This is a genomic window from Stenotrophomonas sp. CASM106, from assembly GCF_049384825.1.
In the GTDB taxonomy this organism is placed as follows: domain Bacteria; phylum Pseudomonadota; class Gammaproteobacteria; order Xanthomonadales; family Xanthomonadaceae; genus Stenotrophomonas; species Stenotrophomonas muris.
This window is the reverse complement of sequence record NZ_JBMRFS010000003.1, coordinates 643,143-657,884: the sequence shown is the minus strand read 5'-3', so window position 1 is coordinate 657,884 and position 14,742 is coordinate 643,143. Positions and strand designations below refer to the sequence as shown.

Here is a 14,742-nt window from a genome sequence, read left to right as displayed (position 1 = left end):
TATCACCGGGGCAACGGCATGAACCCGACGCGCATTCCATTGGCGAATGGAATCAGCAATAATTCTCATTTAGGACCTTCCACAGCCTGCACCGATGCCCATCCACGCCCTGCAACCGGCCCGCCTGCCCCTGGCCGCCGCCCTCACCCTGTGCCTGCTTCCGGCCGCCAGCGTCTTCGCCCAGGACGGCGCTACCACGCTCGACAGCATCCAGGTCTCTGGCAGCTGGCTGGGTACCGGCCTGCATGACAGCGTGAAGCGCTTCGCCGGCGCGCGCACGGTGGTCGACCGCCAGCGCATCGAGGCCAGCGGCGCGGCCAGCATCGGCGATGCCATGCGCCGCATCCCCGGCGTGCAGGTCACCGACAACTCCGGTACGGCCGGCAGCTCGGTCTCGCTGAACATCGGCGTGCGCGGCCTGACCGGGCGCTACTCGCCACGCTCGACCGTACTGCTGGACGGCGTGCCGCTGGCGGTAGCGCCGTATGGCCAGCCGCAGCTGTCGTTCGCACCGACCAGCCTGTCCAACATCGAATCGATCGACGTGGTGCGAGGCGGCGGCGCGGTGCGCTACGGCCCGCAGAACGTGGGCGGCATCATCAACTTCAGCACCCGCGCCATTCCCACCGAGGCAGGCCTGCACGGCGAAGCGGGCGTGCGCTACACCGCCTACGACCATGGCGGCGGGGACAGCACCCAGTACAACGCCTTCCTCGGCGGTACCGGCGACAACGGCCTGGGCGCGGCCCTGCTGTACTCCGGCCAGGATGGCCGCGGCTGGCGACAGGGCAGCGATGACCGTTTCAACGATCTCGCTCTGAAGTTCGCCTACGCCATCGACGAACAGCAGGAGCTGCGCGCCAAGCTGTCGTACTACGACGTGCGCTCGCTGACGCCGGGCGGCCTGACCCGCGCCCAGTACGAGGCCGACCCGTTCCAGAACACCCGCTCCACCGATTTCTGGAAGGGCCACCGCACCGGCATCGACCTGGGCTACACCAACACGCTGTCGGCCAACAGCGAGTTCGAGGTGCTGGCCTATTACAACGAAAGCAGCCGCGCCAGCTCGCTGATCAACACGGCCAATACCCAGTTGACCGTGCAGCCGCGCGATTACCGCGTGCTTGGCATCGAGCCGCGCTACACCCAGCGCCTGCACTGGGGCGCCAGCGTGCACGACATCACCGCCGGCTACCGCTTCCTGCGCGAACGCGGCAACGACCGCAGCTACACCGTCAGCCGCCGCACCGGCGTGGCCAGTGCCACCACCCGTTTCGACAACGCGACCGATGCCCATGCGTTCTACATCGACGACCGCATCGCGATCGGCCAGTGGCGGATCACCCCGGGCGTGCGCATGGAATGGATCGACATGGACCGCCGCCAGGCCGGTGGCACGGCGACCTTCAGCAGCCGCAACGACAAGGCCCTGCCCTCGCTCAACATCGCCTACCTGCTGACGCCGCGGCTGACTGTGTTCGGCAACTACACCACCTCGTTCGGGCCGGTGCAGAACATCCAGCTCAATTCCCAGACCGCCAGCAATCCGCTCAAACCGGAAGTGGCAAAGACCGCCGAACTGGGCGCGCGCTGGCAGGACGGCGCACTGCGCGCGGAAGTGACCGTGTTCAAGATGCGCTTCGACAACCAGATCCTGCAGGTGCCGGGGATCACCCCACCGACCTTCCAGAACATCGGCGCCACCGACCACAAGGGCGTGGAGAGCGCGCTGGAGTACCACTTCGCCGAGGACAGTGCGCTGGCCGGGCTGGAGCTGTACGCCAACTACACCTGGACCCAGGCGATCCAGCAGTCCGGTGACAACCGCGGCCTGGACGTGCCCTTCTACTCGCGCGACACCGACAGCGTCGGCGCCCGCTACGCACTGGCCGGCTGGACCTTCAATGTCTCCAGCACCCATCAGAGCGGCCAGTTCTCCGATGCCGCCAACACCTGGGAAGAAACCGCTGACGCGCGCGTGGGCCGCGTGCCGGGCGTGCGCCTGTGGAACGCGCAGGTGGCCTGGCAGGTGCCGGGGCTGGACGACAGCGAGATCGCGCTGGGCGTGAACAACCTGACCGACAAGCGCTGGTACACCCGCAACGTCGATGGCAACGCCGGCCGCATGGTGGCTGCGCCACGCACCTTCTACGTGCAGGGCCGCTACCGCTTCTGACGCGGTAACCGCCCGATGCAGTGACGGCGGCGACCACGGTGGCGGCGTATCATGCCGCCACCATGTCACTGCCTGTTTCGCCATCGCGCCTGCATCTGGCCTTCCAGGGCCTGCGCCTGCGCCTGCGCGGCAGCGACCTGTGGTTCATCGCGCTTGCCCTGCTGGTCGGCCTGATCGCCGGCTACCTGACCCTGCTGCAGTCCGGCATCGCACGCTGGCTGCAGGGCACCCTGTACGGGCTCGACGACGGCATGCGCCTGAGCTCCCTGCCCGCGCTGACCTGGACCGCACTGCTGGTGCTGCCGCTGGGTGGCCTGCTGGTCGGCCTGGTCAGCCTGGCCGCGACCCGGCTCAAGCGGCCCCTGCTCGATGCGGTCGAAGCCAATGCCCTGCATGGCGGGCGCATGTCGATGCGCGACAACCTCATCGTGCTGACCCAGACCCTGCTGTCCAATGGCTGCGGCGCCTCGGTCGGGCTGGAGGCTTCGTATACGCAGATGGGAGCGGGCAGCGGCTCGCAGCTGGGCAGGGTGATGCGCCTGCGCCGCAACGACGTGCGCATCCTGGTCGGCGCCGGTGCCGCCGGTGCCATCGCGGCCGCCTTCGGGGCGCCACTGGCCGGCGCGTTCTACGCCTTCGAGATCGTCATCGGCGCCTACACCCCGGCCGCACTGGCGCCGGTGGCGGTGGCCGCGCTGGCAGGTGCATTCGTGGCCGACCAGGCCGGCATCGAGCCCTACCTGCTGCCGGCTGCCTCGACGATTGATGTCCGCGCCGCCGACTACGCCATTTACGGCCTGCTTGGCTGCTGCTGCGCGATGGTCGGCATCGCGGTGATGCGGCTGATCGCCTCGATCGAAGGCACGGTCAAGCGCAGCCCGCTGCCTGCCTGGGGTCGGCCGGTGGTGGGCGGCCTGCTGCTGATTCCGCTGGCCCTGGCCAGCCCGCAGGTGCTGTCGTCCGGCCATGGCGCGCTGCACCTGGACCTGACCACGCACCTGCCGCTGATCTGGATCGGCGGCCTGCTGACCCTGAAGTGCCTGGCCTCGGGCATCTCGCTCGGGTTTGGTTTCCGCGGCGGCCTGTTCTTCGCCTCGTTGTTCATGGGCACCCTGGTCGGCGCCCTGTTCGCCGGCCTGCTGGCGATGGCCACTGGTGTGCCGGTGATCGACGCCACGTCCGCCGCGCTGGCTGGCATGGCAGCGTTGGCCGCCGCCGTGGTCGGCGCACCGATGACCATGGCCATGCTGGTGCTGGAAGGCACCCACGACTTCCTGCTGACCAGCGTGGTGATGAGTGCGGTGCTGGTCTCCAGCACGCTGGTACGGCAGTGGTTCGGTTATTCGTTCTCGACCTGGCGCATGCACCTGCGCGGCGAGACCATCAAGAGCGCACGCGACGTGGGCTGGGTGCAGAACCTCAACGCCGGCCGGCTGATGCGCAAGGGCGTGGCTACCGCGCCGGCCGATCTCGATGCCGCCACGTTCCGCCAGCGCTTCCCGCTGGGTTCGGGCAGCCGGGTGATCCTGATCGACAGCGAAGGCCATTACGCAGGCATCGTGCAGATTCCGCGCGTCTACGGCGACGGCGTGAAGCCGGAGACCATGATCGGCGAGCTGGCCGAGAACCGTGACGTGTCACTGTCACCGGCCGCGGACGTGGTCAGCGTGATGCAGCGCTTCGACCAGACCCAGGCCGATGAACTGGCCGTGGTCGCCGCCGACGGCCAGGTCCTGGGCGTGGTCTCTGAAGCCTTCGTCCGCAAGCGCTACGCCGAGGAACTGGACAAGCGCCAGCGCGAACTGATGGGCGAGCGCGTCGACGACACCGACTGACCCCACAAAAAGGGGACGGAGGGGATTAAGTCGTTTCTGACACTTTCGAAATCCGCGCATGGCGTGGATCTACTGTCACCTCGACCGGGTAGACTCCGGCCATGCGCTTCATTGAGACCTTCCAGGCCGGTCCCTTCGCCGACACCGTGGTCAGCCTGCTGGCCGCCTTCGTGCTGGGCACGCTGATCGGCGCCGAGCGCCAGTACCGCCAACGCACCGCCGGCCTGCGCACCAACGTGCTGGTGGCAGTGGGCGCCGCCGCCTTCGTCGACCTGGGCATGCGCATCGCCGGCAGCGCCGAGGCGGTACGGGTGATCTCCTACGTGGTCTCCGGTGTAGGCTTCCTCGGCGCCGGCGTGATCATGAAGGAAGGCATGAACGTGCGCGGCCTGAACACCGCCGCCACCCTGTGGTGCTCGGCGGCGGTCGGCAGCTGCACCGGCGCGGACATGCTGGCCGAGGGCGTGCTGCTGACCGTGCTGATCATCGCCGGCAACACGCTGCTGCGGCCGCTGGTGAATGCGATCAACCGCATCCCGATCAACGAGGCGGCGACCGAAGCCACCTACGAAGTGCGCCTGAGCGTGGATGCCGAAGCCGTACCGCGGGTGCGCGAGCGACTGGTCGATGCGCTGGAGGCCGCGCAGTATCCGGTGGGCGATGTGCAGGTGGTCGAGCATGCCGACGCGCCTACCGACGTGATCGCGGTGCTGGTCAGTACCGCGGTCAGTGCCGACGAGCTGGATCTGGTGCTGGCACGGATGGAGCACGTGCCGGGGGTGCTGCATGCCACGTGGGAAGTCAGCACCCGCGATTGATTCATCCACGCAGGGCGTGGATCTGCCGAGGTCGTGCTGCAGTAGATTCACGCCATGCGTGGATACGCTTCTCTCACCCACCCGCCATGCGCTGCTGTGCCCGCAGCAGCTTCCGGAACGAGCCGCACTTCCGGGCATCCTGTGCCTGCGGGCAGGCCGCCGCACGTTGCAGGTGCCGGCGTACCCGTTGCAGCTGGATGATCTGCTGCTGCAGCACATCAGCCTGCGCCAGCAGGGCCTCACGATCCAGCGTAAGGCATCCGCGCTGCGGTGGCAGCGATGCGCCGATCTGCTGCAGCGACAGCCCGGCCGCCTGGCCCAGGCCGATCAGTGCCAGCCGCTCCAGCACCTGCTCGTCGTACTGCCGGCGCAGGCCGCGACGGCCCACTGCCTGCAGCAGCCCAAGCTGTTCGTAGTAACGCAGGGTCGAGGCCGGCACGCCACTGCGCTTGACCACTTCGCCGATATCCAGTTCACGCACGGGCTTGACCTCAAGTGACCTTCAAGCGCCAACCTATGGGCGACTTCCCTGCAAGGCAAGACCATGACCCGTACACCCCCCGTTGATCAGAGCGCCCTGTGGAACGGTCCTGGCGGCCAGGTCTGGGTTGCGCAGCAGGCCATTCTCGATGGCCTGTTCCAGCCCATGGCCGACCTGCTGGTGGCCGAACTTCCGGAGACCGTCACGCAACTGCTGGATGTAGGCTGCGGTACCGGTGCCAGCCTGCTGGCATCAGCCGCCGCACGCCCGGCGACACACAGCACCGGCCTGGACATCTCCGCGCCGATGCTGGCGCTGGCCCGCCAGCGCGCCGAGGCTGCGGGACTGGACGCGGACTTCATCGTGGCAGACGCGCAGCGCCATCCTCTGCCGTCCGCGCACTTCGACTGGATCCAGTCGCGGCTGGGCGTGATGTTCTTCGAGGACAGCCAGGCCGCGTTCGCCAACCTGCATCGTGCCGCGACACCCGGCGCTGGGCTGCGCTTCATCGCCTGGCGCAGTGCCGACGAGAATCCATTCATGACCACGGCCGAGCGCGCCATCGGCGATGCACTGGATCTGCCGCCCCGGGTACCCGGCGCGCCGGGACAGTTCGCCTTCGCCGACGGCGGGCAGGTACAGCGGCTTGTGCAGGCCGCCGGTTGGAAGGATGTGGAGGTGGTTGCGGTAGACCTGTCCTGCTCGATCGCCCGCGAAGACCTGCCCACCTATGTCGGCCAGCTGGGCCCGTTGGGGCTGGCCCTGCGCTCAATGCCGGAAGCCCGTGCCGCCGTGCTTCGCCACCAGGCGCTGGCTGCATTCGCGCCGTTCATCGAAGGCGACCGCGTACGCGTGGATGCCGCCTGCTGGCTGGTCCGCGCCCGCGCGTAGGAAAAGGGGACGGAGGGGATTAAGTCGTTCTTGCCCCGCGTGTGCAGGAAACGACTTAATCCCCTCCGTCCCCTTTTTCTTTACAGCGCCTCGCCGGCGTCGGCCAGGCGCGATTCGATCAAGGCGTACCACTGCTGCAGCACGTCGATCAGCATGTCCAGCTCGGCGTCGGTGCGCTGTGCGCGGCCGCTGCGCAGGCAGGCCTGTGCTTCCTGCAGCTGGGCCAGGAACCCTGCCACGGTATCGGCCTGCAGGATCAGGCCGGGCAGGCGCCGGCCCGGGATGCGCACCACGGCATGGTTGCCGAGCTGGCCGTACACGCTGAGCGTAGCTTCCGTCTTCATGGAGAGTGGCAGGAATTGGGCATTCATCGCGTGCACCGTTTGAAGACCTGAGCCGCAGGCAGGCGTGGACGACGGGGGAGACGTTGCCACGCCTGCCGGCGGTCAGGGGGGACTCGGGATGCCGGGGCACCGCCCCGGCGCAGGAGGGTCAACGGGGCTGTGCCATCCCGGCGATCTGCACGCGCCGGTTCGGCGCCAGGCAGGCAATCAGCTCGCGCCGGTTGCGCTGCCCGCACTGCACGATCGGCTCAGCCGCGCCGCGTCCTTCGGCGCTGATGCTGGCCGCAGGCACGCCGCCCTGCACCAGCGCGCTGCGCACGGCCTCGGCGCGGCGCTGCGACAGCGCCTGGTTGTAGCTGGCGCTGCCGATACGGTCGGTATAGCCGGTCACCCTGATCGACTGCACCTGTGCGGCTTCGCGTACCTGCGCCAGGATGCCCTGCACCGCCTGCTGCCCTTCCGCGCTCAGCACCGCGCTGTCGAAGCCGAACAACGCGTCGGCCGACAGCCGCAGCGGCTGTTCCGGCAGCGGTGCCGGTGCCGGTGCCGGCGGGACCGGTGGCCGCGGCGGCTCCAGCACGGCCGCGCACGATTCCGGCTTCCAGTAACCCGCCTGGGCGATGCCCTTGCTGTCAAAGCGGACCTGGAACTGGCAGGTGAAATACTCCGCACCTTGCGCGGTGCGGAAGTTGAACAGGTAGTTCCACTCGCGCACGCCCCACATGCCTTCGTTGAAATGCGGCGTGCCCAGCAGCGTGTACAACTGCCGCTTGCTCATGCCCGGCGCGAAGCGGCGCAGGTCGGCGACGTCCGGATAGATGCCTTCCTTCAACGAGGCCCTGGAGGCCTCCGGGAACTGCACGGCGGTGGCCTCGGCAGGACCGTCGGTGGCCGGCGCATGGCTGCGGCAGGCGGCCAGCAGGCCCATCCCCAGGATCAGGCCCAGCGTAGCGGCACGTTGGCCGGCGCGGGCGATGCGATGCTGTTTCATGTCATTCCCCCTGTAGACGTTTCCGCGATGCCGGGCCGCGGGTGCGGCCCGGCGGCGGGGATCACCACTGGATGCCGGCACCGACGGCCACGCCGGCCTCGCCACGGCTGTTGGTCGAACCGCTGAACTTGTAGATCCAGCGCCCGCCTTCGGAGACACCGGAGATGCCCAGCGCCACGCCCGATTCGCCGTTGTAGCTGCCAGCCGCGATCGAGGCCATGCTGCGGCCGGCCTCGCTGGGCTGCGGCAGCGCTGCGGTGGCCATCGCCGAGGCGATACCGGCCGAAGCACGGTTGTCGGTCTTGCGCAGGTCGCGCTCGAAGCCACCCATGCGCTCGTCGGTGTAGGCCTTGGACCAGTCCAGGGTCTGCGCCATGCCAGACTTCAGCTGATCCACGTTGACCGCGTCGGTACCGGCGGTGCCAGCGGCAACGTTGCGCACCGTGGTCGGGCCGCTGCTGGTGCTGCCCAGGGTGACGCTGTTGTAGTTGGTCGCACCGTTCACCGTGGTGTCGTAGCGGATGGTGCCCTGCTGCGACGCCTGCAGCTGGCGCACGTTGACCGCGTCGGTGGCCTGCGAGCCGTCAGCCACGTTGACCACCTGGCGTTCGGCGCCGCTGGCACCCACCGAGACCGTGTTGGCCCGGTTTGCCACCGAACCCGCACCCAATGCCACCGAGTTGTCGGCCTGCGCCTGTGAACCATTGCCGAGCGCGGTCGAGTTGGCACCGGCGGCAGTGGAGCCTGCACCACCGGCGGCGGAGTTGGCGCCGCTGGCGGACGGATCGGCCAGGTTGTTGGTGTTGTTGGCGCGGAAGCTGCCCGCCACGTTGGTGATGTTCTGGATCTTCTGGTCGGTGTACTTCTTCGACTCGTCGATGGCGTAATTCACGCCGTTCTTCAGCTGGCCGACGTTGGTCGCGTCGTAGGTGTCCGAGCCGTCGGCAACGTGGGTGATCTTGCGCTCGCTGCCGCTGCTGCCGACCGAGACCTCACCGGCCGAGTTGCTGGCACCGGCCTGGCCGTAGGCGCCGGTATAGCCGCTCTGCGCACCGACGCTGGCCACCGAACCGGCACCCAGTGCCACGCTGTTGCCGGCACTGGCGCTGGCGCCGTTGCCGACCGCCACGCTGTTGGCACCGGCCGCACTGGCCTGCGGGCCGACCGCCACCGCCTCCGCCCCGGCCGCCGTTGCGGCCGCTGCCGTCGAGTTCACCGCCAGGTAGGCACTGCCACCGCCGCCGTTGGTGATGCGCTGGTTGAGGACCTTCAGCGAGCCGTCCACCGCAGTGAAGGCGGCGGTGACATTGTTGTAGTCGCCGCTGGTGAAAGTGCCATCGGTGGCGATGCTGGAGATGCTGAACGTCGGCGCGGTCCACGCGTTGGTGGTGCCGTTGTAGGCGGTGGTGCCACCGAAGTAGTTGGCGATGGTGCTGTGGGTGCTGAACAGCTGGTCGCCGGTGATGGCATCGCTGCTGCCGGCCAGGATGCTGCCGGCGGCGACGTTGGTGATCTTCACCGCACCGGTACCGGTGCCCGTCAGCGTCACGCTGTTGAGCACGTTGCCACTGCCGTCGACATCGTACTTCACGGCCAGCTTGTCGATCTCGCCGGTCTGATCGGCAACGTTGGCCAGCGAGTTGCTGACCGCATCGAAGGCGGTGCCGACGTCGTTGTAGCTGCCCTTGGTCACTGTGCCGTTGGCGGCGACGTTGTTGATCGAGTACGTCGGTGCGGTCAGCACGCCGCTGGCGCTGACCGCAGCACCACCGCCGAGGTGGGTGGCCACGGCCTGGTTGGCGGCGAACAGCTGGGCCCCGTTGATGGCCTCGCTGCTGGTGGCGCTGACCTGGCCCGGGCCGAGATTGCGCAGCGTGGTGGCGGTGCCGGCCTGGCCCAGCGTGGCGCTGGCATAGTTGACGCTGCCATCGGCGTTGAGGTCATAGCGCAGTGCCCCCTGCTCCGAGGCCTGCAGCTGTCCCACGTTGACCGCATCGGTGGCCGCGGTACCGGCCGCCACGTTGATGACCTGACGCTCTGCGCCAGCGGCACCGATGGAAACCGTGTTGGCACGATCGGCAAGGCTTCCCGCACCCACTGCGATGCTGTTGGCTGCCGTCGCCCGCGCATTGGTGCCGACCGCGATCGAATCGGCGCCGCTGGCCACGGCCTCGGTACCGGTCGAGTTCACCCGCAGGTACTTGGTACCGCCGTTGCGGATATCGGTGATCTGCGTGTTGAGGTTGACCAGCGAACCATCCACCGCCGCGAAGGCATCGGTGGCGTTGGTGTACAGGCCCTGGGCGATGGCGCCGGTGGTGGAGATCGTGCTGATCTCGAACAGCGGTGCGGTGAAGATGCCGCTGGCAGGATCGAAGGCCGCACGACCACCGAAGAAGCTGGCGATCGCGCTGTTCGTTGCCGCCAGCTGGCCACCGTTGACGGCCTCGAGGCTGCCCGCGGTGACCGCACCGGCGGCGAGGTTGCCGATGGTGGTGGTGCCGGTGCCTGCACCGAGGGTGACCCGGCGGTAGTTCGGGTTGCCGCCGGCGTCCAGATCGTAGGTCACCGCGGCATCGGCCACGCCATTGATCAGGCTGATGGCCCCCTTCAACTGCGCTACGTTGACCGCGTCGGTGTTGCCGCTGCCCGCAGCCACGTTGGTGATCTGGCGCTCGCCCCCGCCGGCGGTGCCCACCGATACTTCACCGGCCGAGACCTGCGGCGCCGTGAGGCCGTAGGCACTGTAGCTGGCCTGCGCGCCACGCAGTGCGGCCGAGCGGTAGCCCAGCGCGACCGAGTTGGCCTGGTTGGAGGTGGACTCGGCACCCAGCAGGGTCTGCCCGTTGGCGGTGCCGACGGCACTGTCGCCGACGATCACCGAATGGCCCATGCGCGCGGCATAGTCGGCCGTCGGCACGCCGGTCGGGTTGCTGGGATCGTTCACGCCATCACCGGGGAAGGCGACGTTGGCATCGACCTTCGGCAGCTCATGCCGTGCGTTGGCACCGATCACCACTTCCTTGGAGCCGTTGGCGAAGGCGCCGTCACCCATCAGCACCTGGTAGTCCTGCGCCGCGTTGACGGCCCAGCAGGAGATGTCGGCCAGCGCGATGTCCAGGCACTTGGCCGCCCACGCCGGCGAATCGGTCGGCAGAAGAAGGCCCAGCAGGCCACCGGGATTGCCGTTGTTGATGTTGTAGATATAGCTGTCGGAGGTGACGCCACCGATCAGGGTCAGGTGCGAGCTGCCGCCCGTGGCGGCGCCACCCAGGCCGTTGAGCGTGCTGCCGACCGGTGACAGGTTGACCACCGGCAGACCCAGCACGTTGACGGCCGAATAGGTCTGCATGACGTTGGCGTTGCTCAGCTTGAGATTGCCGTTGCTGACGTAACCATCGCCGCCGAACAGGCTGGTGGTGGTCGGCCCGATCAGCTGGCCGACATTGCCGACCAGGCCACCGGTGCCGATGATCAGGCCGGCATTCGGGTCGGCCGGCGCCGGTGCCTTCGGGCTGGTCGGCGGGATCGCCGACGGCTGGGTCAGGCCGAGACTGCCGAGCGTGCCACCCACCAGGCCACCCACGGCGCTGCCCAGGTTGCCGACGGTGCCATTGAGATTGCCGTTGAGCAGGTTGCCCACCGCGCTGCCTACGTTGCCCAGCGTGCTTCCCAGCACGCCGCCCAGGCCTGTGCCGGGGCTACCGGTGGTGCCGTTGAGAATGCCGCCCACTGCGCTGCCGACCGTGCCGACGGTGTTGTTGAGCGTGCCGCCCACTGCACCGCCGACCTGGCCGACAGTGCCGTTCAGAGCGCCACCCACCGCACTGCCGACGGTACCGTTCAATGCGCCACCGACTGCGCCCACCGTGTTGTTGAGCGTGCCGCCCACTGCACCGCCGACCTGGCCGACAGTGCCGTTCAGTGCGCCACCCACCGCACTGCCGACGGTACCGACAGTGCCGTTCAGAGCGCCACCGACTGCGCCTACCGTGTTGTTGAGCGTGCCGCCCACTGCACCGCCGACCGTACCGACAGTCCCGTTCAGAGCGCCACCCACTGCGCCGCCGACCTGGCCAACGGTGCCGTTCAGAGCTCCGCCCACCGCACCGCCGACGGTACCGACGGTGCCGTTCAGTGCACCGCCGACTGCGCCGCCAACTGTGCCGACCGTGCCGTTCAGAGCACCGCCAACTGCACCACCGACTGCGCTGCCGACCTGGCCAACGGTGCCGTTCAGAGCTCCGCCCACAGCACCACCGACCGCACCGACCGTGTTGTTGAGCGCGCCGCTCACGGCGCCGCCAACTGTGCCGACCGTGCCGTTCAGAGCACCGCCAACTGCACCACCGACCACGCCGACTGTGTTGTTGAGCGTGCCGCCCACTGCACCGCCGACCGCGCCGACTGTGCCGTTGAGTGCACCGCCCACTGCGCCACCGACTGTTCCGACAGTACCGTTCAGAGCGCCACCCACTGCACCGCCGACCGCGCCGACTGTGCCGTTGAGTGCACCGCCCACTGCGCCACCGACTGTTCCGACAGTACCGTTCAGAGCGCCGCCCACTGCACCGCCAACCGTGCCAACGGTGCCGTTCAGCGCACCACCCACCGTGCTACCGACCGCACCCGCGGCACCGTGAAGCGTCCCGCCGACAGCATCCACTGCTCCGCCCACCAGACCGCCGACGCCCAGCGCGCTGTGCTGCGCGGCTACGGTTGCCTGCCCGGCCAGCTTCAGGTTGCGATCGGCGACTACTTCCTGGCCGTCCGGCGCCTGCACGCGCACCTTGCCCGCGGCGCCGGCATCGAACGCGGCACTGATGGCGCGATCATGCGTGTCACCCGGCAGTTCCTCCTTGGCCGGCAGCGTGACCGCCGCCGTCGCCCGGGCCTGGCCCTGCCCCTCGATGTGATGGCCAGCCACCGCCAGATGCGCGTCGGTGTCGCCGTCGACAGAGGCCTTCAGGGACGAACCGCTGAGGCCCGCTGCCGCCTGGGCACCCGAATCGATCGAAGCGACCTGATGGCCAGCGATGCCGACCTTGGCCCTGGCGCGCGCATCGGCAGCCACGCCCAGCGGCGCCTGCGCGCCCGGCGCAACGTGCGCTGCCAGCGATGCATCCACCTGTGCCGCCTTGATCGCAGTGTTGCCCAGGCCGACAGTGGCGCGTACATCGGCCGCCAGCGCCGGCACGGCCACCTGCTTCGGCGTGGTGTTCGCTGCCAGCTTCACCTGCACGGCGGCCGGCAATACGTCACGCACCACCGGCAGCGATGTGGTGTTCAACTGCAGGCCCAGGCGAGCGTCCGCACTGATCGCGGGGCTGCTCTGCGCCTGTCGCGCGGCGGCAGCCAAGGCCACTTCCGCATCGACCTTGACCGGCATCGGCTGCGCATACTTCGCCGCAAGCGCTTGCAGGTCGCGCAGCGACTGATTGGTTTCCGATGCCCCTGCGTGGCCGCTGGCCAGCGCGCACAGCAGTGCCAGGACCAGCGCGGTGGGCATCAGCAGGAAGGCGCGCGGATCGCGTGCGGCGCCGCCGCCGCTGTCGCCGGTGGCCAGTTCCGAGGCCACAACCAGAGCATTGAGCTGGCGGTTCCATACACGCCGGTAGATGCGGTTCATGAGCATTTCCCCCGTAGGCGAACAACTGGAATGTCAGTGGACTTGCCGTTAGGCAGGTGACTGACATTTCAGCGGTTGCAACGGTGGCGGCGCACTTCAATCCGGCACGGCAATCGCGCATTCCGGCAAATCCACGGCCGGAATCGGCAGCCGTTTATGCAGAAGCGGCAACATGATCGGCAAGCGGATGTGCAATTCCGGCACGAATGCCGCGAAAACCCTTGCGGGGCTTGGCTCAGGCCGGTTGGCCGATCTGCGCGGGCGCGCGCATCAGGGTATCGCGCGGCAGTTCGCCGAATACCTTGCGGTAATTGTCGGCGAAGCGCGAAAGATCCCACAGGCCGCAGCTGAGGGCGATGGCTTTCACCGAGCGACGGCTGGAATCGGCCATCGACAGGCTGCGGCAGGCCGCGCACAGGCGCAGCATGGAGAGATACCGGTTGGGCGAGGTTCCAAACAGGTCCTCGAACGCATAACGCAGGCCGCGCTCGCTGACCCCAGCCGCATCGCAGATTTCATTCATGTAGATATTGCGGCGCAGGTTGAGCCGCATGAAGTTCTCTGCCCGCTGTGCGATCAGATAATGCGTACGCCGTGCACGGCTGCAACCCGGGCGATCCGCCGCACCGGCACCCAGAAGGGCCTGCACATGCTCGTGCAGCAGGGTTTCAGTTTCTTCCGGCTGCAGGCCTGCACCCTGCCCCAGCTGCAGGTGCAGCTGCTGGTAGTGGCGTGCCAACGGCGTGCCTTCGCTGGCCAGATTGAACAGTGACAGTGCCTGGCCAGCGGGAGGCGTGCTGCGCAGGCTCAGTTCGGTCAGCTTGCGCTGCACCCGTGCCACCGGCAGCAGCATCAGGGTCAGTGCGTGCCTGGGCTCAGGGTGAACTCACTGATGCCTTCCGGCATGATCGTCAACGCCATCCCCGGCGTGAGCGGTACGCCATGGCACCAGCTCAGCGTCTCATCGGTGGCGTGCAGGTACCCGAGCATCGCCCAGTCCGGCGGCAGCATGAAACGGCCGCGGCAGTGGAAACCGCAGCTGATGCTGCAGAACAGGGCTTCCTCGTGCACGCGCGAAGCGAATGCCGCACGTGGCCCATTGCCATCGAGCAGCAGCAGTTCGACATCACAGACACGAAGCACGCCGCTCAGCGTGGCCAGGTCTATCGACCGCAGGCCGCTGTCGCCGCTGTCTCCTACCCCACCATCGACCATGACAGTGTTGTCCCCCGTTGATCCGCCATGCGATGCGGCCCCCACTGCCTGACAGGGCGCGCAGCGATCCAGAAACCACTTCCGTTGTCGTGCAGGCCGCATCGGCTCCGATGCGGCCAACCATGGAAATGCAACAGCTTGAATGCGAGTATGCCCGATAATCGGCGAAGGTAAACCCGCGGGCTGCAATGAAGAAAAAAGATACACAGATGAAGAAAATGTCGGCACCATTGGCACGGTCCTCGCATGCGCCGGAAAATGGAAATCACATAATCTGCACGACCATGAATCGTTTTGCCTTCGAAAGGATTCTCGTCACAGAAACGGCCTGAAAGTTTCAGCATCCCGGGGTTTCTGCCGAA

At 68.1% G+C, this 14,742-nt stretch carries 8 protein-coding genes and 1 pseudogene; 4 read left to right on the top strand and 5 right to left on the bottom strand.

Going from position 1 to position 14,742, the window contains the following annotated elements:
- Positions 1-94 precede the first annotated feature (94 nt).
- The 3 genes from VG556_RS10435 (at position 95) to VG556_RS10425 (ending at position 4,829) form a co-directional block, all read left to right on the top strand.
- Positions 95-2,176: a TonB-dependent receptor family protein gene (locus VG556_RS10435; protein WP_100450223.1), complete on the top strand. Its 2,082-nt coding sequence runs from the start codon at positions 95-97 to the stop codon at positions 2,174-2,176.
- 62 nt (positions 2,177-2,238) lie between these two features.
- Positions 2,239-4,011 (top strand): chloride channel protein, encoded by a 1,773-nt coding sequence (locus VG556_RS10430; protein WP_046431088.1) that lies wholly within the window; start codon positions 2,239-2,241, stop codon positions 4,009-4,011.
- Between the two features lie 101 nt (positions 4,012-4,112).
- Positions 4,113-4,829, top strand: coding sequence for an MgtC/SapB family protein (locus VG556_RS10425; RefSeq protein WP_014647448.1), 717 nt, complete (start codon positions 4,113-4,115; stop codon positions 4,827-4,829).
- Between the two features lie 73 nt (positions 4,830-4,902).
- On the opposite strand, the gene VG556_RS10420 is transcribed toward VG556_RS10425, so the two are convergent.
- Entirely contained in the window at positions 4,903-5,310 is a 408-nt protein-coding gene (locus tag VG556_RS10420) for a MerR family transcriptional regulator (protein WP_049407425.1), read from the bottom strand.
- A gap of 63 nt (positions 5,311-5,373) precedes the next feature.
- Here VG556_RS10420 and VG556_RS10415 point away from each other — a divergent pair, with 63 nt between their 5' ends.
- Positions 5,374-6,201: a class I SAM-dependent methyltransferase gene (locus VG556_RS10415; protein ID WP_049407423.1), complete on the top strand. Its 828-nt coding sequence runs from the start codon at positions 5,374-5,376 to the stop codon at positions 6,199-6,201.
- 80 nt (positions 6,202-6,281) lie between these two features.
- On the opposite strand, the gene VG556_RS10410 is transcribed toward VG556_RS10415, so the two are convergent.
- The 4 genes and pseudogenes from VG556_RS10410 to VG556_RS10395 form a co-directional block, all read right to left on the bottom strand.
- Positions 6,282-6,545, bottom strand: a complete 264-nt coding sequence (locus VG556_RS10410; RefSeq protein WP_223224455.1) for a DUF6959 family protein — start codon at positions 6,543-6,545, stop codon at positions 6,282-6,284.
- Between the two features lie 148 nt (positions 6,546-6,693).
- Positions 6,694-7,536 carry an OmpA family protein gene (locus VG556_RS10405; RefSeq protein WP_100450224.1) on the bottom strand — a complete coding sequence of 281 codons (843 nt, stop codon included), beginning with the start codon at positions 7,534-7,536 and terminating at the stop codon, positions 6,694-6,696.
- A gap of 61 nt (positions 7,537-7,597) precedes the next feature.
- Entirely contained in the window at positions 7,598-13,165 is a 5,568-nt protein-coding gene (locus tag VG556_RS10400) for an ESPR-type extended signal peptide-containing protein (protein ID WP_100450225.1), read from the bottom strand.
- Between the two features lie 235 nt (positions 13,166-13,400).
- Positions 13,401-14,380: pseudogene (locus tag VG556_RS10395) on the bottom strand (helix-turn-helix domain-containing protein).
- Positions 14,381-14,742: the final 362 nt, after the last annotated feature.

Bases quoted from the DNA above. Each gene is read 5' to 3' on its own strand.
- VG556_RS10435 (WP_100450223.1), top strand. From the start codon at position 95: ATGCCCATCCACGCCCTGCAACCGGCCCGCCTGCCCCTGGCCGCCGCC.
- VG556_RS10430 (WP_046431088.1), top strand. From the start codon at position 2,239: ATGTCACTGCCTGTTTCGCCATCGCGCCTGCATCTGGCCTTCCAGGGC.
- VG556_RS10425 (WP_014647448.1), top strand. From the start codon at position 4,113: ATGCGCTTCATTGAGACCTTCCAGGCCGGTCCCTTCGCCGACACCGTG.
- VG556_RS10415 (WP_049407423.1), top strand. From the start codon at position 5,374: ATGACCCGTACACCCCCCGTTGATCAGAGCGCCCTGTGGAACGGTCCT.
- VG556_RS10410 (WP_223224455.1), bottom strand. From the start codon at position 6,545: ATGAAGACGGAAGCTACGCTCAGCGTGTACGGCCAGCTCGGCAACCAT.
- VG556_RS10405 (WP_100450224.1), bottom strand. From the start codon at position 7,536: ATGAAACAGCATCGCATCGCCCGCGCCGGCCAACGTGCCGCTACGCTG.
- VG556_RS10400 (WP_100450225.1), bottom strand. From the start codon at position 13,165: ATGAACCGCATCTACCGGCGTGTATGGAACCGCCAGCTCAATGCTCTG.